This window comes from Veillonella parvula DSM 2008 (genome assembly GCF_000024945.1).
Lineage (GTDB): Bacteria > Bacillota > Negativicutes > Veillonellales > Veillonellaceae > Veillonella > Veillonella parvula.
Map to the genome: position 1 here is coordinate 1,237,745 of NC_013520.1, position 26,724 is coordinate 1,264,468.

General features: G+C 38.6%; 30 protein-coding genes. All 30 read right to left on the bottom strand.

The window, feature by feature from the left end:
• Positions 1-197 precede the first annotated feature (197 nt).
• Entirely contained in the window at positions 198-1,409 is a 1,212-nt protein-coding gene (locus VPAR_RS05410; protein ID WP_012864479.1) for an ABC transporter permease, read from the bottom strand.
• Positions 1,402-2,124 (bottom strand): ABC transporter ATP-binding protein, encoded by a 723-nt coding sequence (locus VPAR_RS05415; RefSeq protein WP_004697222.1) that lies wholly within the window; start codon positions 2,122-2,124, stop codon positions 1,402-1,404. Before VPAR_RS05415 ends, VPAR_RS05410 begins: the two co-directional genes overlap by 8 nt.
• Before the next feature lie 12 nt (positions 2,125-2,136).
• Positions 2,137-3,219: an efflux RND transporter periplasmic adaptor subunit gene (locus VPAR_RS05420; protein ID WP_004697057.1), complete on the bottom strand. Its 1,083-nt coding sequence runs from the start codon at positions 3,217-3,219 to the stop codon at positions 2,137-2,139.
• Between the two features lie 159 nt (positions 3,220-3,378).
• A complete protein-coding gene (locus VPAR_RS05425) occupies positions 3,379-4,293 on the bottom strand; it encodes an ATP-dependent 6-phosphofructokinase (RefSeq protein WP_042466774.1) in 915 nt (304 codons plus the stop codon).
• Complete coding sequence (locus tag VPAR_RS05430; protein WP_042466775.1) at positions 4,265-5,107, bottom strand: shikimate kinase; 843 nt, start codon at positions 5,105-5,107, stop codon at positions 4,265-4,267. Before VPAR_RS05430 ends, VPAR_RS05425 begins: the two co-directional genes overlap by 29 nt.
• Before the next feature lie 119 nt (positions 5,108-5,226).
• On the bottom strand, positions 5,227-5,616 hold the full coding sequence (locus VPAR_RS09645; RefSeq protein ID WP_042466776.1) for a hypothetical protein: 390 nt from the start codon (positions 5,614-5,616) through the stop codon (positions 5,227-5,229).
• Between the two features lie 7 nt (positions 5,617-5,623).
• Positions 5,624-6,220, bottom strand: a complete 597-nt coding sequence (locus tag VPAR_RS05440) for a PilN family protein (protein ID WP_042466778.1) — start codon at positions 6,218-6,220, stop codon at positions 5,624-5,626.
• Positions 6,204-7,058 carry a hypothetical protein gene (locus tag VPAR_RS05445; RefSeq protein ID WP_012864483.1) on the bottom strand — a complete coding sequence of 285 codons (855 nt, stop codon included), beginning with the start codon at positions 7,056-7,058 and terminating at the stop codon, positions 6,204-6,206. Before VPAR_RS05445 ends, VPAR_RS05440 begins: the two co-directional genes overlap by 17 nt.
• 9 nt (positions 7,059-7,067) lie before the next feature.
• Positions 7,068-7,421, bottom strand: coding sequence for a hypothetical protein (locus VPAR_RS05450; protein WP_231968113.1), 354 nt, complete (start codon positions 7,419-7,421; stop codon positions 7,068-7,070).
• Positions 7,422-7,455: 34 nt separating this feature from the next.
• Positions 7,456-8,127: a hypothetical protein gene (locus VPAR_RS05455; RefSeq protein WP_012864485.1), complete on the bottom strand. Its 672-nt coding sequence runs from the start codon at positions 8,125-8,127 to the stop codon at positions 7,456-7,458.
• Positions 8,124-8,480, bottom strand: coding sequence for a hypothetical protein (locus tag VPAR_RS05460; RefSeq protein ID WP_012864486.1), 357 nt, complete (start codon positions 8,478-8,480; stop codon positions 8,124-8,126). Before VPAR_RS05460 ends, VPAR_RS05455 begins: the two co-directional genes overlap by 4 nt.
• Positions 8,481-8,487: 7 nt before the next feature.
• Positions 8,488-8,949: a hypothetical protein gene (locus tag VPAR_RS05465; protein WP_012864487.1), complete on the bottom strand. Its 462-nt coding sequence runs from the start codon at positions 8,947-8,949 to the stop codon at positions 8,488-8,490.
• A complete protein-coding gene (locus VPAR_RS05470) occupies positions 8,928-9,470 on the bottom strand; it encodes a prepilin peptidase (protein WP_004696142.1) in 543 nt (180 codons plus the stop codon). The genes VPAR_RS05465 and VPAR_RS05470 overlap by 22 nt, the downstream gene beginning before the upstream one ends.
• Before the next feature lie 53 nt (positions 9,471-9,523).
• Entirely contained in the window at positions 9,524-9,970 is a 447-nt protein-coding gene (locus VPAR_RS05475; RefSeq protein WP_012864488.1) for a competence type IV pilus major pilin ComGC, read from the bottom strand.
• A 37-nt stretch (positions 9,971-10,007) separates the two neighbouring features.
• Positions 10,008-11,183 (bottom strand): type II secretion system F family protein, encoded by a 1,176-nt coding sequence (locus VPAR_RS05480; protein WP_012864489.1) that lies wholly within the window; start codon positions 11,181-11,183, stop codon positions 10,008-10,010.
• Positions 11,184-11,191: 8 nt separating this feature from the next.
• Complete coding sequence (locus VPAR_RS05485; RefSeq protein ID WP_012864490.1) at positions 11,192-12,211, bottom strand: type IV pilus twitching motility protein PilT; 1,020 nt, start codon at positions 12,209-12,211, stop codon at positions 11,192-11,194.
• The gene (locus tag VPAR_RS05490) at positions 12,195-13,205 is read right to left on the bottom strand and encodes a GspE/PulE family protein (protein WP_012864491.1); all 1,011 of its coding nucleotides are present in this window, start codon (positions 13,203-13,205) and stop codon (positions 12,195-12,197) included. The genes VPAR_RS05485 and VPAR_RS05490 overlap by 17 nt, the downstream gene beginning before the upstream one ends.
• Positions 13,206-13,393: 188 nt before the next feature.
• Complete coding sequence (gene eno, locus VPAR_RS05495; protein WP_012864492.1) at positions 13,394-14,677, bottom strand: phosphopyruvate hydratase; 1,284 nt, start codon at positions 14,675-14,677, stop codon at positions 13,394-13,396.
• 117 nt (positions 14,678-14,794) lie between these two features.
• Positions 14,795-16,321, bottom strand: a complete 1,527-nt coding sequence (gpmI, locus tag VPAR_RS05500) for a 2,3-bisphosphoglycerate-independent phosphoglycerate mutase (RefSeq protein ID WP_012864493.1) — start codon at positions 16,319-16,321, stop codon at positions 14,795-14,797.
• A gap of 13 nt (positions 16,322-16,334) precedes the next feature.
• The gene (gene tpiA, locus VPAR_RS05505; RefSeq protein ID WP_012864494.1) at positions 16,335-17,105 is read right to left on the bottom strand and encodes a triose-phosphate isomerase; all 771 of its coding nucleotides are present in this window, start codon (positions 17,103-17,105) and stop codon (positions 16,335-16,337) included.
• Between the two features lies 1 nt (position 17,106).
• On the bottom strand, positions 17,107-18,285 hold the full coding sequence (locus VPAR_RS05510) for a phosphoglycerate kinase (RefSeq protein WP_012864495.1): 1,179 nt from the start codon (positions 18,283-18,285) through the stop codon (positions 17,107-17,109).
• A gap of 13 nt (positions 18,286-18,298) precedes the next feature.
• On the bottom strand, positions 18,299-19,309 hold the full coding sequence (gene gap / locus VPAR_RS05515; protein WP_012864496.1) for a type I glyceraldehyde-3-phosphate dehydrogenase: 1,011 nt from the start codon (positions 19,307-19,309) through the stop codon (positions 18,299-18,301).
• Between the two features lie 67 nt (positions 19,310-19,376).
• On the bottom strand, positions 19,377-20,402 hold the full coding sequence (locus tag VPAR_RS05520; RefSeq protein ID WP_012864497.1) for a sugar-binding transcriptional regulator: 1,026 nt from the start codon (positions 20,400-20,402) through the stop codon (positions 19,377-19,379).
• A 244-nt stretch (positions 20,403-20,646) separates the two neighbouring features.
• Positions 20,647-21,273: a uracil phosphoribosyltransferase gene (gene upp / locus VPAR_RS05525; RefSeq protein ID WP_004696164.1), complete on the bottom strand. Its 627-nt coding sequence runs from the start codon at positions 21,271-21,273 to the stop codon at positions 20,647-20,649.
• Positions 21,274-21,458: 185 nt separating this feature from the next.
• Complete coding sequence (glyA, locus tag VPAR_RS05530; protein WP_012864498.1) at positions 21,459-22,691, bottom strand: serine hydroxymethyltransferase; 1,233 nt, start codon at positions 22,689-22,691, stop codon at positions 21,459-21,461.
• A 45-nt stretch (positions 22,692-22,736) separates the two neighbouring features.
• Positions 22,737-23,174 (bottom strand): ribose 5-phosphate isomerase B, encoded by a 438-nt coding sequence (rpiB, locus tag VPAR_RS05535; protein WP_012864499.1) that lies wholly within the window; start codon positions 23,172-23,174, stop codon positions 22,737-22,739.
• Positions 23,175-23,185: 11 nt separating this feature from the next.
• Complete coding sequence (locus tag VPAR_RS05540) at positions 23,186-23,632, bottom strand: low molecular weight protein arginine phosphatase (protein WP_004696171.1); 447 nt, start codon at positions 23,630-23,632, stop codon at positions 23,186-23,188.
• Positions 23,633-23,744: 112 nt separating this feature from the next.
• Positions 23,745-24,776 (bottom strand): L-threonylcarbamoyladenylate synthase, encoded by a 1,032-nt coding sequence (locus VPAR_RS05545; protein ID WP_012864500.1) that lies wholly within the window; start codon positions 24,774-24,776, stop codon positions 23,745-23,747.
• A 1-nt stretch (position 24,777) separates the two neighbouring features.
• Complete coding sequence (gene prmC, locus VPAR_RS05550) at positions 24,778-25,647, bottom strand: peptide chain release factor N(5)-glutamine methyltransferase (RefSeq protein ID WP_012864501.1); 870 nt, start codon at positions 25,645-25,647, stop codon at positions 24,778-24,780.
• Positions 25,640-26,722 carry a peptide chain release factor 1 gene (gene prfA / locus VPAR_RS05555; RefSeq protein WP_004697261.1) on the bottom strand — a complete coding sequence of 361 codons (1,083 nt, stop codon included), beginning with the start codon at positions 26,720-26,722 and terminating at the stop codon, positions 25,640-25,642. Before prfA ends, prmC begins: the two co-directional genes overlap by 8 nt.
• Positions 26,723-26,724: the final 2 nt, after the last annotated feature.

Sequence of the window (26,724 nt, forward strand, 5' to 3'; positions counted from 1 at the left end):
TAGATTAACTAATCTAAATACTAAGTCTATTACATTACCTGTATGAAAATCTCTATAGTTATATGTCAAAATTCAATACAAACATATAAAAATGGTGCGTTACATCATACATATTGTATCATGCAACGCACCATATGCGAATAACTCTATCTAATTATATGGTATGTTCTTAAGAAAATACATTTATAAATTCAAAACTATTCATAATGCAATGCATCGATTGGATTGAGTTTAGCCGCTTTACGGGCTGGATATATACCAAAAATCAAACCAATAGCCATGGAAAAGGCAAAGGACATTATGATTGTTGGAACAGATACAACTGTACTCATTCCAGATACCATTCCGATTACTTTTGAGGCTCCTATACCGAAAGCAATACCAATAAAGCCCCCCATCAAACTGATTACAACGGCTTCTATTAAGAATTGCGTAACAATTACGCTATACGTAGCCCCCAAAGCTTTACGCACACCAATTTCTCGAGTCCGTTCCGTTACAGATACAAGCATGATGTTCATAATACCAATGCCACCTACAACTAGAGAAATCGCAGCAACAGCCCCAAGGAATAACGTAAATGTTCCGGTCGTCTGAGCCACTGTTTCCATAATAGATTTCATATTTTGAATATTGAAATCATCCAAATTTGTATCTTTAATATTATGACGAACACGCAACAAGTTCTCTATATCTGCCTGCAAACGGTCGATGCCCTCATCATCCTTAGCCACAACATACACCATGCGAAGATAGTCAATGCCCTCTACGCGCTCCATTGATGTTGTATATGGAATTAACACCGTATCGTCTTGGTCATTACCCATGGTTCCGTTCCCTTTACTTTTGAGAACACCAATGACACGGAATGGAATATTTTTAACACGAATTTCCTTGCCTACAGGATCTTCATCAGCAAACAAATTTTTTACTACCGTTTGTCCCACAACCGCTACACGTTCTCGGTTCTGAACATTTTTATCGGAGAAAAATCGACCAGATGTCATAGTCCAATTATTTACATCCTGAAAGTTAGAATTAACCCCCGCAACAGATGTAGTCCAGTTTTTATTTTGATAAATCACCACATAAGAGCCATTTGTCATAGGACTAGCGGCTTTTACACCTTCTAACTTGGCAATAACTTCATAGTCAGATATTTTCAACGATTTCATGGACCCTTGCGAAGGTCTAACACCTGGCGTCCGCGGCGCCCCTGGCATAACTACCAACAAGTTAGAGCCTAAGCTAGAAATAGAATCCTCAATATCTTGCTTCACCCCATTACCGATAGATACCAATGCAATAACTGCAGCTACACCAATAATGATACCTAGCATGGTCAAGAGGGATCGTAATTTATTTGCAACCAAGGAAGCCCATGCCATTAGAAAACTTTCTTTATACATTAGGCACCTCCTTTATAGGAGTCATATTAGAATTGAACGAATCCTCTACGATTATCCCATCTTTCAAGACTACATTACGACTCGCATACGTAGCAATATCAGGTTCATGTGTAACTAGAAGAATTGTACGTCCTTCATCGTGAAGACCTCTAAATATATTCATAACATCAATGGTTGACTTAGAGTCGAGATTCCCTGTCGGTTCATCAGCCATAATAATAGCAGGATTATTCGCCAATGCACGAGCAATCGCTACACGTTGTCGTTGCCCCCCAGACAACTCGGATGGCAAGTGATCCATACGCTCGTCTAATCCGACAGACTGTAATAATTGAGAAGCTCGTTCAATGCGCATCTTTTTATTTACACCTGCATAAATCATAGGAAGCGCTACATTTTCTAGGGCTGTTAATTTTGTCAACAAATTAAAGCTTTGAAATACAAAACCGATCTGTTTATTACGCACATACGCAAGCTCATCATCAGATAAGGTAGCAACCTCGTCTCCATTGAGTCGATAAGAACCAGTTGTAGGTCGGTCCAAACATCCGAGAATATTCATAAAGGTTGATTTACCTGAGCCAGATGGTCCCATAATGGATACAAATTCACCCTTATTGACAACTAAATCAATGCCATGTAGAACAGGTACTGATAATTTGCCATTCACATAGGTTTTTGTAATTCCTTGTATGTCAATTACTGTTTGGTTCATAAGCACCTACCCTTAGAATGGTCCAGCTACATTATTTTTGGGTGCATTTACATCACCGCTTACGATAATTTCATCACCTTCAGATAAACCTTTTAAGATTTGAACATTAGTATCCCCAGTTACACCTGTAGAGACAGCGGTTCGTACTGGTTGACCATCTTTTATAACATATACATACTCACCTTGTTTGTCCGTACGTACAGCAGTAAGAGGAACTACCAATGTATTTTTAATATCTTCACCAAAAATTGTGGCACGAGCCGTCATAGTTGGTAGGAAATTACCTGCAATATTTTCAGGAATTTGAACCTTAACAGTATAGTACACAACACTACTACTTGTAGTGCCCATATTACCTTTTGTACCTTTTGCAATTTCAGAAACGTAACCTGTGAAAGTTTCACCTGGCTTAGAATCTACAGTAAACTCTACTTTAGCACCTTGTTTGATATTGCCAATATCTGTTTCATCTACAGTAAGATAAATCTCTAAATTTTTTAAATCTGCAATGGTAGCAATGATCATTTGTGTGGAGATACCAGTACTAATAGTTTGACCTGCTTTTAGCGGTGTACCTACAACAGTACCAGACATTGGAGCTGTAATCGTAGCATCACTTAAATCCGCTGCAGCACGTTCATAGGTAGATTTAGCACGTTCATAAGCTGTTACAGAATCATCATATGTTTGTTGTGCAATAGCATCTTGAGCCGCCAAAGATTTATAACGATTCATATCAAGTTCTGCTTTAGCCAACGCTGCACGAGCATCATCAACAGATGCTTGTAATTGACGTGTATCAATATAAGCAATAACTTGACCAGCCGTAACTTGATCATTCTCTTTAACTAAAACTTTTTCAAGTTTACCAGCAACGTTTGTAGAAACATCTACATAATTTACAGGGTTAATAGTACCTGTAGCACTGATACTAGTTTTTACATCACCCTTTTCAACCTTGCCAGTAGTGTATAATGTTTGTGCTTGATTTGCATTTAGACTATCCATGTAGTAATATGTGCCGCCACCAAGAACACAAAGAACAACAGCACCTGTTACTATACGTTTACGATGCTTTTGTAAGAACTCTTTCATTATGATCTCCTTTTTTTTAGATGAAGATATATTAAAAAGACATTTATTCTATATCAACACATATAGTATTTTTAAATTATACAGCACCAATTACTTTTACGCAATATAATTTCATTAATGAATAAATTATGATATATAAAAAATGGCCCTTACGGGCCATTAACTACTCAATATTGATAATAGTCTATAATCCTTTTCATCAATTGGAAATTCAAGACGTTCTGCCTCTTCATAAGATAGGGCGCGGATATGACCATCTATATAACCTACTAATCGGTTATCGACACCACTCATTAATAGATTAAGGCAGGCTTCACTCATACGAGCCGCTAAAATAGCATCAAATGCCGATGGACCACCACCACGTTGTAAGTATCCTAACACGGTTAAGCTAGGATCAAATTCCGTATGCTCCTTGATGAAAGCTTTCACCTCACCGCTGTTATAGGCACCTTCTGCAACAAGGATAACACTATATTCTTTACCCCGAATTTGTGTTTCCTTTAAATGACGACACACCGCATGTAAAGGCATTGGATTTTCAGGAACCAAAACTATTTCTGCCCCACAAACTAGGCCTGCCTTTAATGCAATATGTCCAGCTTTGCGCCCCATAACCTCCACAATAGCTACACGTTCATGGGAGTTTGAGGTATCCCGAATACGTCCAACCGCATCAACTACCGTATTAAGAGCCGTATCATAGCCTATCGTATATTGTGTACCACCCATGTCATTATCTATCGTACATGGAATGGTCATGGTGGACATGCCAAGTTTAGATAAACTTGTAGCACCACGCATGGAGCCATCACCACCGATAACAACCAAATGGTCAATGTCATAAGCTTTCAAAATATTATAAGCTTTGCGTTGAATCTCTTCATTTTGAAATTCTGGAAAACGTGCTGTTTTCAGCATCGTACCACCTTGTGTTATGATGCCACCAACGTCTCGATTCGATAATGGAAATATCTTTTCCTCAATGATACCTAAATAGCCACGTTCAATACCAAATACTTCAAAACCTTCATGTATAGCTTTTCTAGTTAGCGCTCTTATGGCGGCGTTCATTCCAGGTGCGTCTCCGCCGCTTGTTAGTATTGCGATTCTTCTCATATCCATTACCCCCTTGTGGTGTACGTTGTTTGGATATATTATGTGCCTTACCTTTTTTATTCGTTTGATTAGAAGTCTTTTGTTTATACCTTTTATCATAACGAATTTTATTAGACATTGCTCTTTTTGATACTGCTTCAGAAATCTCTTTCTTCCTACTTTGGTAATTATTCAATTGTATATCTTTAGATGCTTCTTTAGCATCTACATCGTTTGTATCATTGGGTTGACGTCTTGCTTTAAATTGCACATCTGAGGCATCTAATTCATCCTCAATACGCTGTATAAAATCATAGGTCCGGCCATTTGTTGTATCTAGTACAAAATCGCACTGCTTATACACGGGCTTCCACGATTGTATCATAGCATGTACAAAGGCATTCACATTACTATAGTCCATGGTAGGCCGTTTCCCAACACGGCGATTCACGCGACTCACAATACGGAATTGTGCAGCTCGGATACCAATAATATAGGAATATTTTTTTAATACCTTTAAGGTGCGATGTTCAATAGGAAAATTCCCCCCCACAGAAATCACTGCTTCATGGTATAAGCAAACCTTTTTTAGTACATCCATTTCGGCGCGGCGGAATGCTTTTTCTCCTATCTTTTTAAATATCTCAGCAATGGGCAACCCAAAACGACTTTCTAATACGCGATCGGTATCTACAAATTGCCACCCCTTGCGTTCCGCAAGGTTTCGTCCGAAGTGACTTTTGCCACTTCCCATAGAGCCGATGAGCATAATATTCCGTTTTATTATCATCTATTATGTGCCCCTTATCATTACATATCCTTCATTGTACTATAAAATGGCCCAAAAACAAAGACAGACTATAGACATAAAATCTATAATCTGTCTTTATATAATACACACGATTTTCATTACGGTTTTATAATCGATTTAACTGCACAATGTACATAAACTACATTACCTTTACGTTCTATATCTTCTATTTCTATACGGCGTGAAGGATCCTTTTCTTCAACAGTATTTATCCAATTAATCATACGCTCTGTACTACCTAATAACATTAACTCTAGTATACCTTCATGCTCATCAGTACTGACAATCATTAATGGTTCTCCTTGCAAGGAATCAAAAATACTTGTATTAGAACTTGTATTTGATGTCTTGTTCTCTATAAAAGATTCTAATAGTTTTGCTTCATTAGACACTATATAATCCGACTCAGCATTCATTTGTATAAGATAATTATCTTGTTGATTTTTTATGTTATTATTTTTTTCTTCAAAATAGATATGCCCATACATAGAAAGACTAATGAGTATCCCCCACAACACTAGGCCCGCTAATATTTTCTCGACCTGATACGTTGTGCTCTCTTTTAGATCCATCCATATGGAATGTATAAACACCTTTGTCTGCTTTAACCGTTCCATGACACTCCATTCCTAGTAATTTTTGTTGGAGAATAGCAATAAATTTACGACACACTTCGTCACTCGTGCCTATACCATCTATACTGATACGTCCCTCCTTAATGCTAAGATGCTGTAAACTAATATGTTCTGCCATGGCGACATCAAGAATATATACGACCATTGTATTGGGTAATATATCAGTCTGATTCTTAGAGAGTTTATTCTTTATTATTTTATTTCTTATTTCCATTAATTCACCATAATGTTGATGTATTTCTTGATACTGAGCATTTGCTTGCAATCGTACAAAATCTGTCTTCTTATTTTCATAGCTATGATAGCTTGACCAACAACTATATAATGTAACAAATCCTACTATAACGTATATAAGACTTATCCCATAAAAAAGGTATCGATAGGTATGCCATAAACTATGCCATCGTAACGAACGAGGCATTAAATTAATATATCTATCCTTACCAGCCCAATCCAATCCATTTAAGCCCCCTTGCTGCCATACCGATAGCCATGTCCCAATCTAATTGTCCTTGCTTGCAACGATTACGACCACGACCTAAAAATAATAATGGAATATATTCAGTTTCTCCATACATGGAAATTATACCTTCCATATCTGTCCGTTCTTCATTTGTTATAGATTCTAACCCATACATCCGAATTCCCTGTATCTCATCTATACCAAAGTCTTGTAATCTCACTTCTAACTTATCCATAGCTTCAGCTACATCGCTACCAGTAATAGGTACAATACACTCTTGAATGCATATATCATTCCACCAAAGCCATAAATGCATGGCGCCTTCTTCTACAACACCTGTTACAGTACCGCTGCGCCGCATCAAGCAATAACAAATAGGAATAGGCCAAAAATCAATAACATCAACGGGTGCATAAGTATCTCGTATACCTTGTTTCAAAAGTTCTAGAGAATGTCGATCTACAGCTACCATAAACATATGATAATTATGGCGTGGATATTCTCGACGACAGGCATCCATTTGGAAACTATCCCCATCAAAGCTAAAGTAGTCCTCTACATTCCACTTTATGAATTCCTTCATATCAAAATCGTGAGGATCATAGGGTGCCATATGCATTTGCGTATCGATATTAGCTACAATACTATAAGCACCTTCGTCTAAATCATAAGTTTCAATAAATTTTGTAACGTCTTCATCAATAGGTCCCGTACGCTTCATCTCCAACGCATCGGTAATGACCATTGTTTTATTTTCTATATGAGCGGTAACACATACAATATGTTCATCAGTTATACATACTCCAGAATGTATTTTCTTTTTTCGTTTCATAGAATCACCTCAATAAGGTTTTACCTTTATAACATGCATATGTTTTTCTTTATCTACGGTCACATACATATGTACACGACTCACGATTTCACTATTCCTCAGTTTTCCATAACTCATAATATGACGCGGATTATCTGTTGAGCTGTCCGCTTCAATAGTAATCTCTACATTTTCATCATCTATTACAACTAGTTTATTTTGAAAGTCCCATACATTTCCTAATTTACAATAGCCCACAAACCAATGAGCACCTCTTTGTGCTGCGTAATGAGCTTCTTCCAAATGCAATTCATCTACCACATTACTTTCACATATTTGTCCTATACGAAGCCCCATAAAAGCTAATAGTAATAAAAAGGACATCGTAAGTATCGCTATATATGTAATAAAGCCCGCGTTATGGGCTCCTATGTTCATGACTTGTCTCCTCTTTACTTTTATACCAATCATAAATAGCACTCTGTCCAATGGAGACCTCATATATGGTTAGTCCTCCATAACCACTTGTATATTTCCTATCATTAACAAAACGATTGTTAATATACCAGCGCAAATACACGGTCCCATTAGTATCAACACTAAAAGGATATTCCTGAGTATAGCCCACATTTCGTTTATCTGTAGTTCCTACAATTCGACTGCCACTGACAGGCTGCAAGCTACTATCTGTTAATTTTCTGTATAGTGCATGACGTTGTACAGTTAAGGTTGTACGTTTTGTATCGTGAATATATAAACTCTTATTATGGTCTTCTACAGTAACCTTCACAGGGTTCCATATCATTTGAGCCACAACCATCCGCCGTGTATATCGGCCATCCTCCATCATAGCTACACTATCCAGTAATTTAGCATCCCACATAACTGCATAGAATACGATGCCTAACAATATGGTAAGAACTATGACAGAAATCGTCATGCTAATGAGCGTAGAATACAAAATAAATCCCATATTATTTCTATTCTTACTATTATTTTTCTTATTATTATTTTTATTCTTATTTGCTATAGGATTCTGCTTATATTCTTTGTTCTTTCCAATTACCTTTTCTATATCCTCGCCGTTCAATGTATCCCCTCCAAATCAACTGATAGAGAGTAGACAACAGATTGATTATCGATGGCATCTACTGTTAATCGTTGTAAAGATACACCTTCTATCACTACAGGCTTTATATGTGTTTTATAGGTAATTTTTTCACTAGGACTCATAGTGAATTGAGAGTTATATACACCTGCTTCTATTGTTCCAGTTTTATAGTAAGAAGCTTTAGCCCTTTCTAAATACGTTATGGTATCTTGCAATATATGATCCCAATAATACGCCTTATATACCGTAAGAGTAGCCATCCAAAATATAGATAATACAATAGGTAAAATGAGCATGATTATAGCAGCTGATATTAAAGCATCGCCATACATAAATCCTTCAGTGCATTTCTTCCCACCTAATACGCCCCGTTTGTACAGATATCCATATGCGATTTTTCTCACCACTTTCACGATCTTTCAAAATAATTTCTGTCCCATCATAAGGTAAGCCTAAAGCTGAAAAAGAAATAATGGTCATAGACCGCGTGCTCTCAATATTTGGCGGCAATGATATGTTTACCGTATGATGATTAGCATCTTCCTCTAAGGTGTAACTGTCCTTATTTAATATAAAAAGCATTCTCCCTTTACCATTAGATTTATGCCCTAGCATAGACCAAAGTTGAACTTTCTTGAGCATATACACCACCTCTTGCGTAGTACCATTTAAGGTATAACGACTAGGTGTTATTACAATAGGTAAAGCAATAGAGATGAGCAGTAAAATTAAACCAAGTGTAATAATCCATTCCGCCAGTAAAGATCCACTTTGACGATTTATAAGTTGTACCTTAACCATTGGTAAAGCACCTCCATATAGGAACCCCCATGTAAGGCACACCATCCACCAAAGCATAGAAAGGGACCAAAAGGGATATATCGATTACGATAACCTGTTAGTAAGAGATAGAGAGAACCAACACAAAATGCTACGTAAAAGAAACATATAATTTCCCATGGCGAGAGCCACATTGCAATAGCAGAAAACCATTTAATATCTCCTATGCCAAAACCTTTATGGCTGATCAAACGAAGTCCATATGTAATAGCCCCTACGCTCATAACACTTAACACGGTTACTAACATAGATTTATCATTTATATAGCTATACATAATCCCTCCTATTACAAGAGCTAGCGCTCCTTCATCGGGCAATATATAGTAATGCATATCGATGGTAGCACCTGCTATGATGATGAGTGAAAACACAGCATACAAAGCAATGTGAGTATAAGATATTGCTTTTGATGAAACTATAATAGGCAGAACTATAGATGCTATATATACAAAAAGGCCTATTACATAATTGGTCCCTTTCATACCTTGTCCTTTCATATAACTAACGTATGTAATTCATAACCTATACAAGTTAATTAAGGCTCATTAGGTGCTTTAACAACAACAGATTTTGAGGTCCCACCACTGACTACTTCATAAGTAATAGTGTATTCTTTCCCTTTTGCAGTCTTAACATGTTCAGTAAGATAACCTTCCTTATATAAATTTTCTACTGTTGGAGGTGTATCGACATTTTTATCGATCATATACAACTGAGTGGCATTTTTTATAATTTGAATATCTGCTGTTTCCTTAGCGTTTCGAGCTTTATCCGCAGCAGATAAGAATTGTGGCATCGCAATAGCTGCTAATATAGCGATAACCGCCACTACAACCATTAATTCAACGAGAGTAAATCCGCCTTTTCTCGATTTCTTAAACCCTTCTCGAACACGAGAAATATGTAATCGATCTACGACCCATTGACCGCACATTTCTAATTGATGATTCACTCCATGAATCATATGCATAAAAGAATTCATAATATCCTCCTTTTTAATAGTTAAGTAATAACATTGTCTATTGACCTCCTAAGTTGGCAATGGACGTAAATAAGGGATACATAACAGATACAACTAATACGGCTACACCAATTCCCATTACGGTTAGTAGAATCGGTTCCAACAATCGTTCTAAACGAGAAATATATTTTGAAAGTATAGATTCATAGTAGTATCCACAGTGGTTTAACATTTTTACTAATTCGCCACTCTCTTCTCCAATGGAGATCATTTGCCATATAAAAGAATTTCCTATTTGACCACTACGCAAACTTTCTTCAAATGAGTGTCCTGATAATAACTTTGCTTCCACCTGTTCACTACATTCAGCACCATATATATTCCCCCACAAAGGGCGAGTGATATTCATGGTGTGAATAATAGAGATACCAGAATCTAGTAAGAGAGCCCAAACTTTTAACATGCTCGTATAGTACACACAAGTACTCCATTGGTATCGGTGAGCCAATAGCCAAAGCCAACGATGTACTTTACACTTTATACTATGTTGTTTATAAGCAAATGCTAATGAACCTATTACAACACAATGTATAGCTATTACCATTAGAGGATGCGATTTTAACCCTTGTCCTAATACAAAAAGAGCTCGCGTCATCAAAGGTAATGTAATATGCATAGTGGTAAATACATTTTCAAATGAAGGAATAATAAACAAAATGGTGACTAGAAAAAATATATTCATCATTAAAAGAAGAAATAAAGGGTAAGAAATAGCACTTATAACCTTTTGTTTCAGCTGCCTCTCCCAATCATAGTGACGGGATATATATTGTAAACTTTCACCCAAGGTGCCCGCTGCTTCACCACTTTCTAGTAAAGCCAAAGCAATAGGAGGACATCCTTCACTTCGTAAAGCTTGTGATAAAGTCTGACCACGCTCTATAGATTCATATAAAGCTGTATAGAGTAGTCCTCGTTTCCCCTGACAGAGTAACTGTAAGGCACGCCGTAATGGAACACCAGATTCAATGAGTAGACCTAATTGATAAGTCACATCTACCACCATAGTATGATTCCATTTATGTTTCTTTTTTTCATCCTGCAACGATATCCTATAAATTTTATAGCCATCTCGTTTTAACCGTATTGCAATTTCCTGTTCTGAATCCCCCCACATCAAACCTTTTTCTGTTTCATTTTGATTATTTTTTACGACATATTCATAAGCCTCCATATATTCACCTACGATAATTGTTGATCAAGCAAGGTATGTAATTGTTGTTGAGCTCCATATTGTGCCTTTACATCTCGCACAGCCATTTCTAATGTTTTCATTGGTAGTTGTGTTTCTTGGATAGAAATGATTTGTGGTTCCTTACGGGTCCGTATCAAATTTGCTACTGCATGGGTATTTAGCAAAATATCACGAATAGTAATGAACTTTTTATTCCATCGAAGTAAACGCTGACATATAACGGCACGTAACACTTGAGATATTTGATTGCGTACCTCTTCTTGTTGCTCCCCAGGAAACAGTGAAATCATACGATGAACAGCCATCACTGCACGCTGTGTATGCATGGTCGCCATTACAAGGTGACCAGTCTCTGCCGCATGAAGTGCCGCTTCAAGAGTTTCACGATCTCGAAGTTCGCCTACCATAATGACATCCGGATCCTCTCGTAAGGCATCTCGAATACCATCTGACATAGTATTGATATCAGCACCTAATTGTCGTTGATGTATTAAAGACTTCTTAGGTGCAAACTCAAATTCTATGGGGTCCTCTAAGGTAATAATGTGCCGCTCCATAGTCTGATTAATGTAATCAATACAACAAGCTAAGGTAAAACTTTTACCACTGCCTGTAGGTCCACAAACAAGCAATAGACCATCATGTGCTTCACATAATTTTTGTAACAGTTGCCCCTCACTATTGTCATCTAACTTTAGTTGTTGATGACAGAGTAATCGCAATGTACCACATATAGTCTGATTAGCTCGATATAGATGAATACGGATCCGCACACCACAACAGGAACAAGCCTCATCAAGCGACTGCCACTCATAGGAGGCTATACCACAACGGCGCAAAATATCCTCGATTAATTCTGTAGTACACATAAACGAAGTAGCCTTTAATCCATCACCATGTCGCAAATAAATAGGCTGCCCACATTGTAGATGAATATCTGTTGATGATAATTGTATTGCCATTTCTACAATAGTTTCTAAACTTTCACTCTTACAACATAAGTCCACAACGATGCACCTCCTCTATAGATGTAACATGCTGAGATACGGCCTCACGAGCAGACTCTTCTAATGACAATAATAAATGTGTTTCTAATTGGTCCCAATGAGCCAAATTAGCTGGTATTTCTAAGTATTCAAATAAAGCAGTCCGTCCTTGATATACTGTACCATCGAATTTTCGTACTAGCCGTTGTGCAATAGCTCCCATTAATGTAGCCCGTATTAAATACGGCTCTACCCCCATATCCATGAGTCGTGTTACAACGCCTATAGCTGTATTGGTATGTATAGTAGATAATACGCGATGCCCCGTTAAAGCAGACTTAACGGCTAACTCTGCGGTCTCCTTATCCCTAATTTCACCAATCATAATCGTATCTGGGTCTTGCCGTAAAACAGACCGAAGACCTTTGGCAAAGGTAAAACCAATCTTTTCATTGATACCAATTTGGATAGCCCCTTTTATTTCAGCCTCTACAGGATCTTCTAGACAGATTAACTTTGTTTCCTCTAAATTAAGCATACGTAACATGGCGTATAAGGTGGCTGTCTTACCACTGCCAGTCGGCCCACAGATAAGCAATAAGCCATAAGGACGTTTCAATAATTGTGCAATATGCTCAAAAATATCTTTACGCATCCCTAACGCTTTTAAATCTTTATGGCTTCCTTCATTCCCCATAAGACGACATACTAAGGTTTCTCCATATAGGCTAGGCAATGTAGACACACGCATTGTTACAGACTTATCTTTATGACTCCAAGCCCAACGACCATCTTGGGGTAAACGCTTCTCGCTAATATCTAAAGAACTACACACCTTGATGCGATTGATAATGAGTTCAGCTTCCTCAAATGATACAGTCATGTAATGTTGCAGCAGTCCATCTTGTCGTAACCGAACATGAGCACCAGTTTTAACGGGATCAAAGTGGATATCGCTTACATGGTGTTCTAAGGCATACAAGATAATATCGTCTAATGTTACGTCTACATACATGGTCACCTCCAATACCTTGCGGTATGTTTTTACCTCACACTAGCATATGGCGTTATAGGTTTCGACATCAGCCTCTAAATCCCTTTTTTATTTTTAAAAATCCACGAAGCGAAAACTTTTCTATTTTTAGACATACAAAAAAGGCGCCCCGAAGGGCGCCCTTATTAAACTGTTAGATAAAACGTATCTTATTTTAAGTTATAAAAAACATCATTACCTTTATATTGTGCTGTTTCATATAACATTTCTTCAATACGAAGCAATTGGTTATATTTCGCTACACGTTCAGAACGAGCTGGTGCACCAGTCTTAATTTGACCAGCATTTACAGCTACAGCAATATCTGCAATGAATGTATCTTCAGTTTCACCAGAGCGGTGAGATACTACACAGGTATAGCCTGCGCGTTTAGCAAGTTCCATAGCATCGAAAGCTTCAGTGAGGGTACCAATTTGATTAACTTTTACAAGAATAGAGTTACCTACACCAAGTTCAATACCACGAGCCAAACGTTTTGTGTTAGTTACAAATAAATCGTCACCAACAAGTTGTACGCGATCGCCAAGACGATCTGTCAACAATTTCCAACCGTCCCAATCTTCTTCAGCAAGGCCATCTTCGATGGATACGATTGGGTATTTACCTACTAAGTACTCATAGAAGTCAACCATTTCAGCTGCTGTTTTAACTTTGCCTTCGCCAGCTAGATTGTATTTACCATCTTCGTAGAATTCAGAAGATGCAGAATCAAGTGCCAATTTGAAATCTTTTCCTGGTTCATAACCAGCAGCTTTAATAGCTTCACAGATTACTTCTAATGCTTCTTCATTAGATGACAAGTTAGGTGCGAAACCACCTTCATCACCTACTGCAGTACTAAGACCTTTATTGTGAAGTACGGATTTCAAAGTATGGTATACTTCTGCACAGCTACGAAGAGCTTCTGCAAAAGATTTAGCGCCTACAGGCATGATCATGAATTCTTGAATATCTACGTTGTTATCTGCATGTGCGCCACCATTCAAGATATTCATCATAGGAACTGGCAACTCTTTAGCATTGAAGCCACCAAGATATACAAATAATGGCAAGTCCAAAGATTCAGCCGCCGCACGAGCTACTGCCATGGATACGCCAAGAATTGCATTTGCACCAAGGTTAGATTTATTGTCTGTACCGTCAAGTTGCAACATCAAGTTATCGATTGCTACTTGTTCTGTAGCATCATAACCGATAAGTGCAGGACCGATTTTAGCATTTACATTATCGATAGCTTTTAAAACACCTTTACCGGAGTAACGGGATTTATCTCCATCCCGTAATTCTACGGCTTCAAACATACCTGTAGAAGCACCAGATGGAACTGCTGCTGTCGCAATAGTACCATCTTCTAAACATACTTCAACTTCAACTGTTGGATTACCGCGGGAATCTAAAATCTCTCTTGCAATGACTTGTTCAATTACTGCCATTTCTTCACCTCATAAAATCTAATGGAATAACTGCCATCTGACAGCCATTATATATATTGAGCTTAACCTTATAGGCTTATAACTCTAATTAACTACTAATATAGTGAAAGCTCCATATTATGCTTTATGCACTAAACTATGTCCTGTCATGGCTGTTGGTTGTTCTATACCAGCCAAGTCTAATAATGTAGGCGCAATATCACATAGTTTACCAGCTTCTAATGTAGCTGTTTTAAGTGTGTCGCTCATTAAAATTAAAGGAACTAAATTCGTAGTATGTGCCGTATGCACCTTACCGGTTTCATGGTTGACCATAAGCTCAGCATTGCCATGGTCTGCTGTAATCAACAGATGACCATTTTTGCTGCGAATAGCCTCTACAATACGCCCCAAACAAGTATCCACAGCTTGAACTGCTTTAACAGCGGCTTCAAAGCTACCCGTATGACCGACCATATCTGGATTAGCAAAGTTCAAAATGATCATATCATACGTTTCATCTTGAATTGCTTGTACAACCTTATCGGTCACTTCATAAGCGCTCATTTCTGGCTGTAAATCATAGGTTGCCACTTGAGGGGATTTTACGAGAATGCGGTCCTCACCTTCAAAGGGTTCCTCTTCACCGCCATTGAAGAAATATGTAACATGAGCATACTTTTCTGTTTCCGCAATACGCAATTGGCGATAACCACCTGCACTTAGAACTTCACCTAATGTTTCAGATAATGTATCCTTTTCATACACAATATGTACGGGCAAACCATCCTCGTATTTTGTCATAGTTGCCATATATATAGATAGTGGCTTCCGTTTAAAGCCATCAAAATCAGGTAATACTAGTGCTTTTGTAAGTTCACGACCACGATCTGGACGGAAGTTACAGAAGATGACAGCATCACCATTTTTGATGGTTCCTTCACCATCAATGACTGTAGGAAGAACAAACTCATCTGCTGCATCTTTATCATAGGACTGTTGCACCGCTTCACAAGCAGATGCAGCTGTTTCACCTTGACCATTTACAATCGCATTGTATGCCAACTCAACACGATCCCAACGATTATCGCGGTCCATCGCATAATAGCGACCACTCACAGTAGCAATCTTGCCACAGTTTAACTCAGCCATATACGCTTCTAAGTCTTTTAAATAACCTTGTGCACATTGCGGAGCTACATCACGACCATCGAGCAAAGCATGTACATACACATGCTCGATCCCATTATCATGAGCTCCTTTAATGACTGCCTTAATGTGATCTAAGGAGCAATGCACATTGCCGTCTGAAACTAACCCAATAAGATGTAAGCTTTGTTCTTTAGCTACTTTGTATAGTTCCTTCATAACAGGACGATTATAAAACTCACCGGACTCGACATCTTTTGTAATACGTGTCAAATCTTGATAGACGATGCGACCAGAGCCAAGATTTAAATGGCCTACTTCAGAGTTCCCCATTTGACCTTCTGGAAGGCCTACCGCAAGCCCTGATGCTTCTAATGTTGTATGTGGATACGTATCCCATAATTGATTAAAACAGAGCGGCTTCGCCTGTACTACAGCATTGGTTGTATCTGTTTGATCCCCCAAGCCAAAGCCATCTAAGATGACTAGCATTACGGGAGCCTCTAATTTAGCCATTTTTAACCTCATATTAAGCGCTTACTTGATTCGCCGCTTTAATAATATCAATAAATTCATCAACCACAAGGGATGCACCACCTACAAGAGCTCCATCTATATTAGGCTCTCCAAGAATTTCTAATGCATTTTCTGATTTAACGCTACCACCATATTGGATGCGTATTGCCTCAGCAGTTTCACTATCGTATAAAGATCGAATGTAACTTCGAATTTCTTTACATACCTCTTCGGCTTGATCAGCCGTTGCGGTCTTGCCAGTACCGATAGCCCAAATTGGTTCATACGCAATAATCAATTGGCTGACTTGCTCTTTAGGAATATCAGCCAAAGCCCCTTTAAGTTGTGACGTAATCCAGTCAATCGTATGACCAGTTTCACGTTGTTCTAAGCTTTCACCAACACAGACAATAGGATTCAAATTATGATGAAATGCACTTTTAATTTTTGCATTTACCGTCTCATCTGTTTCGCCATAATATTCACGGCGCTCAGAATGACCAATGATTACATAATTAACGCCTACCTCTGTAAGCATAAGTGGTGAAATTTCACCAGTGAACGCACCAGCATCATGATAATCCATAGTTTGTGCGCCTACTTCCATAGCTGTATTTTTCGTCAATGCTACCGCATGTTCGATGGCTGTGAAAGGCGGACATACAACTACATCACAGAACAATTCCATATCTTGTAACACGCTGTTAAACGCTTCGATCAGAATTGATCCAGATGCAATGGTGCCATTCATTTTCCAATTCCCTGCAATAATGAGTTTTCTCATATTATGCCTCGGACAATGCAGCAATACCCGGTAGAATTTTGCCTTCTAAGAATTCTAAAGATGCACCGCCACCTGTGGAGATGTGGCTAATTTTATCTGCTAAACCACTTTTTTCAATGGCTGCTACAGAGTCGCCACCACCAACGATAGTCATCGCATCAGATTCAGCTACAGCTTTCGCTACTGCATTTGTACCAGCTGCAAAGTTTTCCATTTCAAATACGCCCATAGGACCATTCCAAATAATAGTCTTCATTGGCGCCAATGCTTCTACATAAAGTTCGCGGGTTTTAGGCCCAATATCTAATATCATCCAGCCGTCTTCGATTTGATCAACATCTACAATTTTAGTATTAGCATCGTTGCTGAAAGCATCTGCAACTACAGCATCGATAGGTGTCAGTAATTTAGCACCTGCTACGCGAGCTTCCATAACAAGGTCTGTAGCAATAACTTCTTGACCTTCTTCAAATAAGGAGCTACCAATATTACAACCTTGTGCTTTAATGAACGCATTAGCCATACCGCCACCGATGATCATTACATCAACTTTAGGCAATAAGCTAGAAATAACGGAGATTTTATCTGTAACTTTCGCGCCACCAATAATAGCTGCCATAGGTGTTTTGGGATGTACTATAGCTGCACTTAATGCGTCAATTTCTTTTTTGAGCAAGAAACCTGCTGCCATAGGGATATAATCAGCAATACCGACTACAGATGCCGCATTACGGTGAGATACACCAAACGCATCATTGATAGCAACATCTGCAAGAGATGCCAATTGCTTAGCAAACTCAGGGTCATTTTTAGTTTCTTCATTGTGGTAACGCAAATTTTCAAGCATCAATACATCACCAGATTGTAATGCTTTTACAGCTTCTTCAACTTTAGGACCAATGCAGTCATCTACGAATGCTACAGGCTTGTTGATAAGGTCAGATAAATGCTTAGCACATGGTGCCAAAGACATTTCTGGTTTGCGTTCTCCCTTAGGACGACCAAAGTGAGAAGCAAGGATAACCTTTGCCCCTTTTTCGATTAAGTAATTGATAGTAGGTAATGCACTACGAATACGAGTGTCATCAGTGATGACACCATCTTTCATAGGAACATTAAAATCAACACGAACAAATACTGTTTTATTAGCTACTTGTAAACCTTCAATTGTTTGTTTCATCAAAGCCTCCTGATTATAAGCCTTTGCTTGCTACAAATGCGGCCATGTCGATAAGACGTTCGGAGTAACCCCATTCGTTGTCATACCAAGAAACAACTTTTACCATGTTGCCATCCATAACCATTGTCAAATCAGCATCAACAATGGAGCTACGAGGATCAGAGCTGAAATCACAGGATACCAATGGTACATCAGATACACCAAGAATACCTTTTAATTCACCAGCTGCTGCTTTGCGGAATGCTTCATTGATTTCTTCTTTAGTAGCCGGTTTTTCAAGTTCGCAAACAAGATCTGTTGCAGATACGTCTGGAGTAGGAACGCGCAATGCGAAGCCATCTAATTTACCTTTTAATTGAGGCAATACTTTAGCAACAGCTTTTGCTGCACCAGTTGTTGTAGGAATGATGGACATTGCTGCAGCACGAGCACGGCGAGGGTCTTTATGACGTGCATCAAGAATTTTTTGGTCATTTGTGTAGGAATGAATTGTAGTCATCATACCGCGTTTGATACCGAATTCATCGCATAATACTTTAGCGAATGGAGCCAAACAGTTTGTTGTGCAAGATGCATTGGAGATGATATGGTGTTTTGCAGGATCGTACATATCTTGGTTAACACCCATAACCATAGTTAAGTCTTCATTTTTACCAGGTGCAGAAATCAATACCTTTTTAACTGTAGGTTGTTCTAAATGAACTTTTGCTTCTTCTGCATCGCGATATTTACCTGTACATTCAATTACGATTTCTACGCCTTCTTCAGACCAAGGTAATTTGGAAGCATCGCGGTCGTGGAATACGCGGATTTTTTTGCCATCAACATAGATATTTTCTTCGTCGAATGTTACTTCGTTAGGAATTGTACCATGTACGGAGTCGTATTTTAACAATAATGCAGTACCTTCATTATCACCAGTTGCATTAATTGCTACAACCTCAACGTCAGGATTATTAATCGCTGCGCGAACTACACATTTACCAATACGACCAAAACCGTTAATACCAACTTTTACTGCCATTGTTAGATCCTCCTAATAACAAAAATTCTAACCAAATTCAAACTAAAATTTATAACTACTAATTCGCCTATAAGGCAGAAATTTGTAACAATTGACGCATCCCCTCCGCTGCTTGCTCATCAATTATGAGTATACCTTTTTGACAAGCTCGCATCACACCTATAATAGCATTCGCTTTTTCTTGTCCACCAGCTACAGCAATAACATTGGGAACCTTTACTACATCAGGAAGTGATAAACCAATATTATTAGTAGAATAAATTAACTTACCCTCAATGTCACAATATTGACCAAGTGCTTCACCTACCGCATGATTATCTATCAACTGCTTACGCACATCATCAGCAATATGGCGCTGATCTGCCATGCGCATTGCAGTACCAATACCAAATAATAGTACGTCAGTCCTACTAATGAGATCTCCAATTTCTTTAATTTGCGGTTCACAAGTCATGAGCATATGTAATGAGTCTTGTGAAAGTCCATCAGGTAAATGGAGCATCTTATAGGACCCGCGAAGTCTTTCAGCTAACACAGAAGCGATTACATTAGCTTGGTACTCCACTACCTCACCAACGCCACCCCGGGCAGGTACAACAATAGGATTAAATGGTAATACTGGCATCTCTTCAGCTACTGCAGCCATTGTACTGCCACCACTGATGGCAACTACAGAGTCAGGCTCTAATAATTCCTGTAATAGCTTTGCTGCTGCAAAACCTAACTTTTTAACCATCAAGGTTCCTTCAGTAGGAGTGATGATAACCCTATCGATATGAAGTGCTTCAGTCAATCGATGTTCTAGCTCGTTAATACGATCTAGCTCATTTAAAAAATTTCGCAACTTTGGAACAATTGCATGTCCCTCATCAGTGAGAAAAATCCCTGGTTTATAAATGTCTACAAGACCATTAGCACGCATTAACTCAATATGACTTCGTACGGTTCGCTCAGGAAGGTCCGTTGCAGTAGCTAATGTCCTACGGCCTATAGGCTCTTCATAAACAAGGTGGTTTAGTATTTTGTATCGCTCCTTCAATACGCTAACAATTTCAGGAACAATACGTTCACATATCATTAGAAATTCGTTCATCGGGTCCCTCCTTTACCCGTTTGGATCGTATGAATCGTTTTTCGTCCCATGTGAACAAAATCCGTCCCACCTAAAATAAAAAAATACTTTTACACTTGTATTGTATACCTTATGTAAATTTTATTCAACCCTAAATAAGAGAAAACGACATACGCCTTAGATGATTTGTTATTATTTCAAATCTAATAATATGTCGTCATGTCCTCTTATTATATTTTAATATATCGTTTTACTTTATTGTATTTTATTTTGTACCGAAGATACGGTCACCTGCATCACCTAAGCCAGGCAAGATGTAACCATGATCATTAAGCTTTTCATCAAGTGCTGCTACATAAATAGGTACATCAGGATGTTCTTTATTTACAGCCTCTACACCTTCAGGAGCAGCCACTAAGCACATTAACTTAATATGCTTAGCTCCTTTTTCTTTTAACAATGTAATAGCTGCTGCTGCACTTCCTCCAGTAGCAAGCATTGGATCAGTTACGATAAAGTCACGTTCGCCTACGTCAGATGGTAGTTTACAGTAGTATTCTACTGGTTTCAAAGTTTCAGGATCACGGTACAAACCGATATGACCAACTTTTGCAGTTGGAATTAAACTAAGCATACCATTTACCATACCTAGACCAGCGCGAAGAATTGGAATAATACCCAATTTTTTACCTGCAATTCGTTTGCCAATCATTTTAGTTAATGGTGTTTCTACCTCCACATCCTCAAGTGGTAAGTTGCGTGTAATTTCATACCCCATCAACATAGTAATTTCATCAAGTAGTTCTCTGAAATCTTTAGAGCCGGTTTGTACGTCACGCATCAATGTAACTTTGTGTTGAATCAATGGATGTGTCATAACATTAACTTTCATGACTGTCCTCCTATAAAACAATATACATATCCCATTCTAGCTATTAACTATCATATTTACTCTATCACAGATTAGAAAATCATGCCATAAAAATATTAAAAGGGATGTGCCGAGGGCACACCCCTTTTATACTACCTATAAACTTATAGGACTATAAATATATAATGTAATTTTAATGTAATCGATTAGTACAATGGATACGCTTCACAAAGTGTAGCGACACGTTTATTAGCTTCTTCATGGACCGATTTATCTTCAGGATTTTTAAGAACCACTGCAATAATATCGGCAATTTCTTCCATATCTTTCACTTGCAAACCACGTGTCGTAAGAGCTGGCGTGCCAAGTCGAATGCCGCTTGTTACAAATGGGCTAGCTGGATCAAATGGAATTGTATTTTTATTACATGTAATACCTACTTCATCGAGTAAGTGTTCAGCTTCTTTACCAGTTAAACCAGTATTACGAACATCTACAAGCATAACATGAGTATCTGTACCACCAGAAACAATTGTTAAGCCCTTTTCTTGCAATGCTGCAGCCAACGCTTTTGCATTGTCGATGACTTGTTGTGCATATACTTTGAACTCAGGTTGTAAAGCTTCACCAAATGCTACGGCTTTAGCAGCGATAACATGCATCAAAGGACCCCCTTGGATGCCAGGGAAAATGGCTTTATCGATTGCTTTAGCATACTTTTCTTTGCAAAGAATCATACCACCACGAGGGCCACGCAATGTTTTATGAGTTGTTGTAGTAACGATATCAGCATATTCTACAGGATTTGGATGTAAACCTGCTGCTACAAGGCCTGCGAAGTGAGCCATATCTACCATGAAGATAGCATCAACTTCATGAGCTACATCAGCCATTTTTTTGAAGTCGATTTGACGGCTATAAGCACTACCACCGGCAATAATCAATTTAGGTTTTGCTTCCAAGACAATCTTGCGGAACTCATCGTAATCGATTTGTTGTGTTTCTGCATCTACACCGTAAGGTACTACGTTGAAATATGTACCAGATACGTTAACAGGGGAACCATGAGTTAAGTGACCGCCATGGGACAAGTTCATGCCCACAATAGTATCACCTGGTTGTAATAATGCGAAATACACGCCAAAGTTTGCTTGAGAACCAGAGTGAGGTTGCACGTTAGCATGTTCTGCACCGAACAAGCGTTTTGCACGTTCAATAGCTAATGTTTCAATAACATCAACATTTTCACAACCACCATAATAACGTTTACCAGGATACCCTTCTGCATATTTGTTTGTTAATACGCTACCTTGAGCTTCCATTACTGCTTGAGAAACGAAGTTTTCAGAAGCAATCATTTCCAATTTGTCACGTTGACGTGCCAACTCCTGATTGATAACAGCTTGAATATTAGGGTCTTGTTTTTCTAAGAAACTCATAAGTATCCTCCTCATGTAAATATATGCGTATAAGGTAACGATGTATTACTTCTCTAAGGCTTTAATCTTTTCCACACGGCGTTCATGACGGCCACCTTCAAAATCCGTTGCCATCCAAATAGTAACGATGTCCTTTGCAAGGCCGGGGCCGATAACGCGTTCCCCCATTGTGAGAATATTAGCGTCATTATGTTCACGACATGCATGGGCAGAGAATGTATCATGACAAAGAGCAGCGCGAATACCTGCAATCTTATTTGCTGCAATACCGATACCAATACCAGTACCACAAATCAAAATACCTCTGTCTACTTGACCAGATACAACTGCATTTGCTACAGGTACAGCAATATCAGGATAGTCGCAAGAATCAGCTGTATGACAGCCAAAGTCCTCTACTTCATGTCCCAATGCATTTAACAATTCCTTAACGGATGCCTTTAAATTTAATCCGCCATGATCACAACCGATTGCAACTTTCATAATTTCATCTCCTACGCCTTCTGAGGCACTGATGTAAGACCAGCCTCTACTAAGTGATAAATTTGTTCCGCACATTGATTATATACGGTTTGATCAGATCCATATGGGTCCGTAACATCACCATCTTGACCACCCCACTCGGAAATCGTTTTGATTTTACTTTCCTCAAATGGGAATTGGCGAAGTAGTACAGATTTGTGATCTTTCGTCATACCAATGATAAGATCTGCTGCATTCACGAGTTCCATCGTCAATGGTCTCGACTCATGATCAGAAATATCTGCAATGGAACGGACGGCTTCCACGGCTTGTTCAGTTGGTTTTGCGCCATAAGCGGCAAATAACCCAGCCGATACAGTGGTAACATCCTTATGTTGCTCCGCTGCAAGTGCCCGTGTAATACCTTCAGCCATAGGGCTACGGCAAGTGTTACCGGTACACACAAATAAAATATTCATAATAACATCCTTACTTAATCACATTTTGTGATTACTTTATACATTATAGCAAATTCATCCAATATGTAAAGACATATTTCTATTATCAGTGGACATTTTTATGCTAGTAAATTTACTTATAAATGATATGATGGCTCGATGCCTTCTCCATACGATTCATAATAGCAACACCAAAACCGTCATCATCAACACCTTCTGCCAAGATTAGGGTAACATGATTTTCATTAAAATGTAATAGACTTTTGTAAAAGTCATGACCTAATGATAAAGCATCACTATGATGTCCAAAACAATGACATATAAAGCGTGTATCCTCTTTAATCAAGTTATACGTTTCATGACTTACCAAACAACCTATGGGACCTTCTACCTCTGCAGAAAGCTCTTTGAAAGTACTTGCTACATCTTCTGGACTGCCTACAACAACTGTCATAGGTGCATCAGGAGCATAATGGGTATACTTCATACCAGGAGCCTTTGGCTTAGTTGTTGCATTAACGAGAGCAGTATCATACTCAACAGTAGACACAACATCTTCTAGCTGTGCTTTTGTAATTCCACCAGGTCTCAATATAATGACCTTATCATCATGAACTTCCACCACAGTAGACTCTACACCAATCGTACATGAACCAGCATCTAAAATATAGGAAATACGGTCCTTCATATCATGATAAACATCTTGTGCCGTTGTGGGACTTGGCCGTCCAGATATATTAGCACTAGGAGCCGCTATAGGTACACCAGCACGCTCTAGTAAAGCTCGACAAAGCTCATGATCAGGGCAACGTAAAGCAACACGAGGTAACCCGCCTGTAGCACGATCTGGCACTAAATCTGATTTAGGCAATGTGATTGTCAACGGACCAGGCCAAAATGTATCCATTAATAATTGTGCCGTATTTGAAACCTCTGTTACTAAAGGTTTTATACTTTCACTATTAGGAACATGTAAAATAAGTGGATTATCGGAAGGGCGACCTTTAGCGGTGTAGATTTTATCCATCGCCTCCGGATCTAACCCATTAGCACCTAATCCATATACAGTTTCTGTAGGTATAGATACCAATTCACCATTGCGCAAAGCACGGGCTAAAGTATCTATATCTTGTTCTGATGGATTTGTAATGATTTTAGTATCCATATTAGCCCTCATATACAGCTGTCACTACGCGGTTATAACCACCGAGGTCAGCTATAAAATGAATATTCGAATATTGACCTGTTTCTTGCAATAAAGCACCTACCTCTTCTGCTTGGTCAAAGCCTACTTCAAACGCCACACGGCCATTAGCGTTTAAATAATTTCTACATTCTTTAGCTAAGATTCGATAAAATTGAAGTCCATCCTCTCCACCAAATAATGCAATATGAGGCTCATTTAACACATCTGGAGACAACATCTTTAAATCACCAGTTCGAATGTATGGCGGATTAGAAACAATAAGATCAAATTTCTCTTTTTTTCCATATAAAGTGTGGAACATATCTGATTCCATAAATTGTACTCGGTCAGATAAATTAAAGGACTCACCATTTTCGCGTGCCACCGGTAAAGCATCTGTGGAGATATCTAAACCAACACCACTAGAATTTGGCAAATAATGTAACAGACTTAATAATATTGTCCCAGGGCCTGTGCATACATCAAGAATACGCAGATTACTATCTTTTGGATAAGTACCTAGTACATGCTCAATCAAGGTTTCCGTATCAGGTCGTGGAATTAATACCTTATCATTCACTTTAAAGGTCAACCCCATAAAGTCCTTTTCCCCAATGATAGCCGCTACACAATGTCCCTTAGCTCGTTGTTGAACGAGAGGCCTAAAGGCATCGAGCTCGTCTTGAATAAGCGGTTGGTCATAATGGGTATATAGATAAATCCGATCTTTACCTAAAACGTGAGAAAGCAGTACTTCCCCATCAAGTCGAGGTGTATCCATCTCCTTGCTTTGAAAGTACTGCTCTGTCCACTGGAGAATACGACCGATTGTCCAAATCTCCTTATGCATTTGTATTAGCCTCCTGCATTTTTGCCGCTTGGTCTGCAGCATTTAAGGCTTGAATAATTTCATCAAGATCGCCATTTAAAATAGCATCTAATTTATATAATGTTAAATTAATACGATGATCTGTGACACGACCTTGTGGGTAGTTATAGGTGCGAATACGTTCACTACGATCACCTGTGCCGACTTGACTCTTACGATCTGCAGCCATACTAGAAATGGCCTCTTGTTCAGCTTGATCCTGTAACTTAGCACGCAATACACGCATAGCTTTTTCACGGTTTTGTAATTGAGATCGTTGATCTTGACACGCTACAACGATACCAGATGGTAAGTGTGTAATACGAACAGCAGACTCTGTTTTATTGATATGCTGACCACCGGCACCACTCGCACGATATGTATCAATTTTTAAATCTTTTTCATTAACTTCAATATCAACATCTTCCATCTCTGGCAATACGGCTACTGTAACTGTAGATGTATGTACACGGCCTTGTGTTTCTGTAGCCGGTACACGTTGTACACGATGTACACCAGATTCAAATTTCATCTTAGAGTATACATTTTCACCATCCACAGAGAAAATAACCTCTTTAAAGCCACCAAGCTCTGGTTCATTAGCATCGATAATCTCACAACGCCAGCCTTGGCTTTCCGCATATTTTGTGTACATACGGAACAAGTCGCCTGCGAATAATGCAGCTTCATCACCGCCAGCACCACCGCGAATCTCAATGATAATATTTTTATCATCATTAGGATCCTTAGGCAATAATAGAACTTGCAACTTTTCTTCCAATTCCTCTTTTTGAGGTTTTAACTCTTTCAATTCCTCTTGAGCCATTTCTCGGAATTCTTCGTCCATGGATTTATCTTCAATAACTTCCATAGCTTCATCAATACCAGATAAAACTTTTTTGTAAGTACGGAACGTTTCAACGGTTTCAGATAATTGAGCATGTTGACGGGTCAATTTACGCCATTCATCTTGGCGAGCAATGACCTCTGGGTCACTAATGCGCTGCTCAAGATCCATAAATTTATCTTCAATAACTTGTAATTTATCAACTAACATGT

Bases quoted from the DNA above. Each gene is read 5' to 3' on its own strand.
- VPAR_RS05410 (WP_012864479.1), bottom strand. From the start codon at position 1,409: ATGTATAAAGAAAGTTTTCTAATGGCATGGGCTTCCTTGGTTGCAAAT.
- VPAR_RS05415 (WP_004697222.1), bottom strand. From the start codon at position 2,124: ATGAACCAAACAGTAATTGACATACAAGGAATTACAAAAACCTATGTG.
- VPAR_RS05420 (WP_004697057.1), bottom strand. From the start codon at position 3,219: ATGAAAGAGTTCTTACAAAAGCATCGTAAACGTATAGTAACAGGTGCT.
- VPAR_RS05425 (WP_042466774.1), bottom strand. From the start codon at position 4,293: ATGAACGCCGCCATAAGAGCGCTAACTAGAAAAGCTATACATGAAGGT.
- VPAR_RS05430 (WP_042466775.1), bottom strand. From the start codon at position 5,107: ATGATAATAAAACGGAATATTATGCTCATCGGCTCTATGGGAAGTGGC.
- VPAR_RS09645 (WP_042466776.1), bottom strand. From the start codon at position 5,616: ATGTATGGGCATATCTATTTTGAAGAAAAAAATAATAACATAAAAAAT.
- VPAR_RS05445 (WP_012864483.1), bottom strand. From the start codon at position 7,058: ATGAAACGAAAAAAGAAAATACATTCTGGAGTATGTATAACTGATGAA.
- VPAR_RS05450 (WP_231968113.1), bottom strand. From the start codon at position 7,421: ATGTCCTTTTTATTACTATTAGCTTTTATGGGGCTTCGTATAGGACAA.
- VPAR_RS05460 (WP_012864486.1), bottom strand. From the start codon at position 8,480: ATGTATGGCGATGCTTTAATATCAGCTGCTATAATCATGCTCATTTTA.
- VPAR_RS05465 (WP_012864487.1), bottom strand. From the start codon at position 8,949: ATGGTTAAGGTACAACTTATAAATCGTCAAAGTGGATCTTTACTGGCG.
- VPAR_RS05470 (WP_004696142.1), bottom strand. From the start codon at position 9,470: ATGAAAGGGACCAATTATGTAATAGGCCTTTTTGTATATATAGCATCT.
- VPAR_RS05475 (WP_012864488.1), bottom strand. From the start codon at position 9,970: ATGAATTCTTTTATGCATATGATTCATGGAGTGAATCATCAATTAGAA.
- VPAR_RS05480 (WP_012864489.1), bottom strand. From the start codon at position 11,183: ATGGAGGCTTATGAATATGTCGTAAAAAATAATCAAAATGAAACAGAA.
- VPAR_RS05490 (WP_012864491.1), bottom strand. From the start codon at position 13,205: ATGTATGTAGACGTAACATTAGACGATATTATCTTGTATGCCTTAGAA.
- eno (WP_012864492.1), bottom strand. From the start codon at position 14,677: ATGGCAGTAATTGAACAAGTCATTGCAAGAGAGATTTTAGATTCCCGC.
- gpmI (WP_012864493.1), bottom strand. From the start codon at position 16,321: ATGGCTAAATTAGAGGCTCCCGTAATGCTAGTCATCTTAGATGGCTTT.
- tpiA (WP_012864494.1), bottom strand. From the start codon at position 17,105: ATGAGAAAACTCATTATTGCAGGGAATTGGAAAATGAATGGCACCATT.
- VPAR_RS05510 (WP_012864495.1), bottom strand. From the start codon at position 18,285: ATGAAACAAACAATTGAAGGTTTACAAGTAGCTAATAAAACAGTATTT.
- gap (WP_012864496.1), bottom strand. From the start codon at position 19,309: ATGGCAGTAAAAGTTGGTATTAACGGTTTTGGTCGTATTGGTAAATGT.
- VPAR_RS05520 (WP_012864497.1), bottom strand. From the start codon at position 20,402: ATGAACGAATTTCTAATGATATGTGAACGTATTGTTCCTGAAATTGTT.
- upp (WP_004696164.1), bottom strand. From the start codon at position 21,273: ATGAAAGTTAATGTTATGACACATCCATTGATTCAACACAAAGTTACA.
- glyA (WP_012864498.1), bottom strand. From the start codon at position 22,691: ATGAGTTTCTTAGAAAAACAAGACCCTAATATTCAAGCTGTTATCAAT.
- rpiB (WP_012864499.1), bottom strand. From the start codon at position 23,174: ATGAAAGTTGCAATCGGTTGTGATCATGGCGGATTAAATTTAAAGGCA.
- VPAR_RS05540 (WP_004696171.1), bottom strand. From the start codon at position 23,632: ATGAATATTTTATTTGTGTGTACCGGTAACACTTGCCGTAGCCCTATG.
- VPAR_RS05545 (WP_012864500.1), bottom strand. From the start codon at position 24,776: ATGGATACTAAAATCATTACAAATCCATCAGAACAAGATATAGATACT.
- prmC (WP_012864501.1), bottom strand. From the start codon at position 25,647: ATGCATAAGGAGATTTGGACAATCGGTCGTATTCTCCAGTGGACAGAG.
- prfA (WP_004697261.1), bottom strand. From the start codon at position 26,722: ATGTTAGTTGATAAATTACAAGTTATTGAAGATAAATTTATGGATCTT.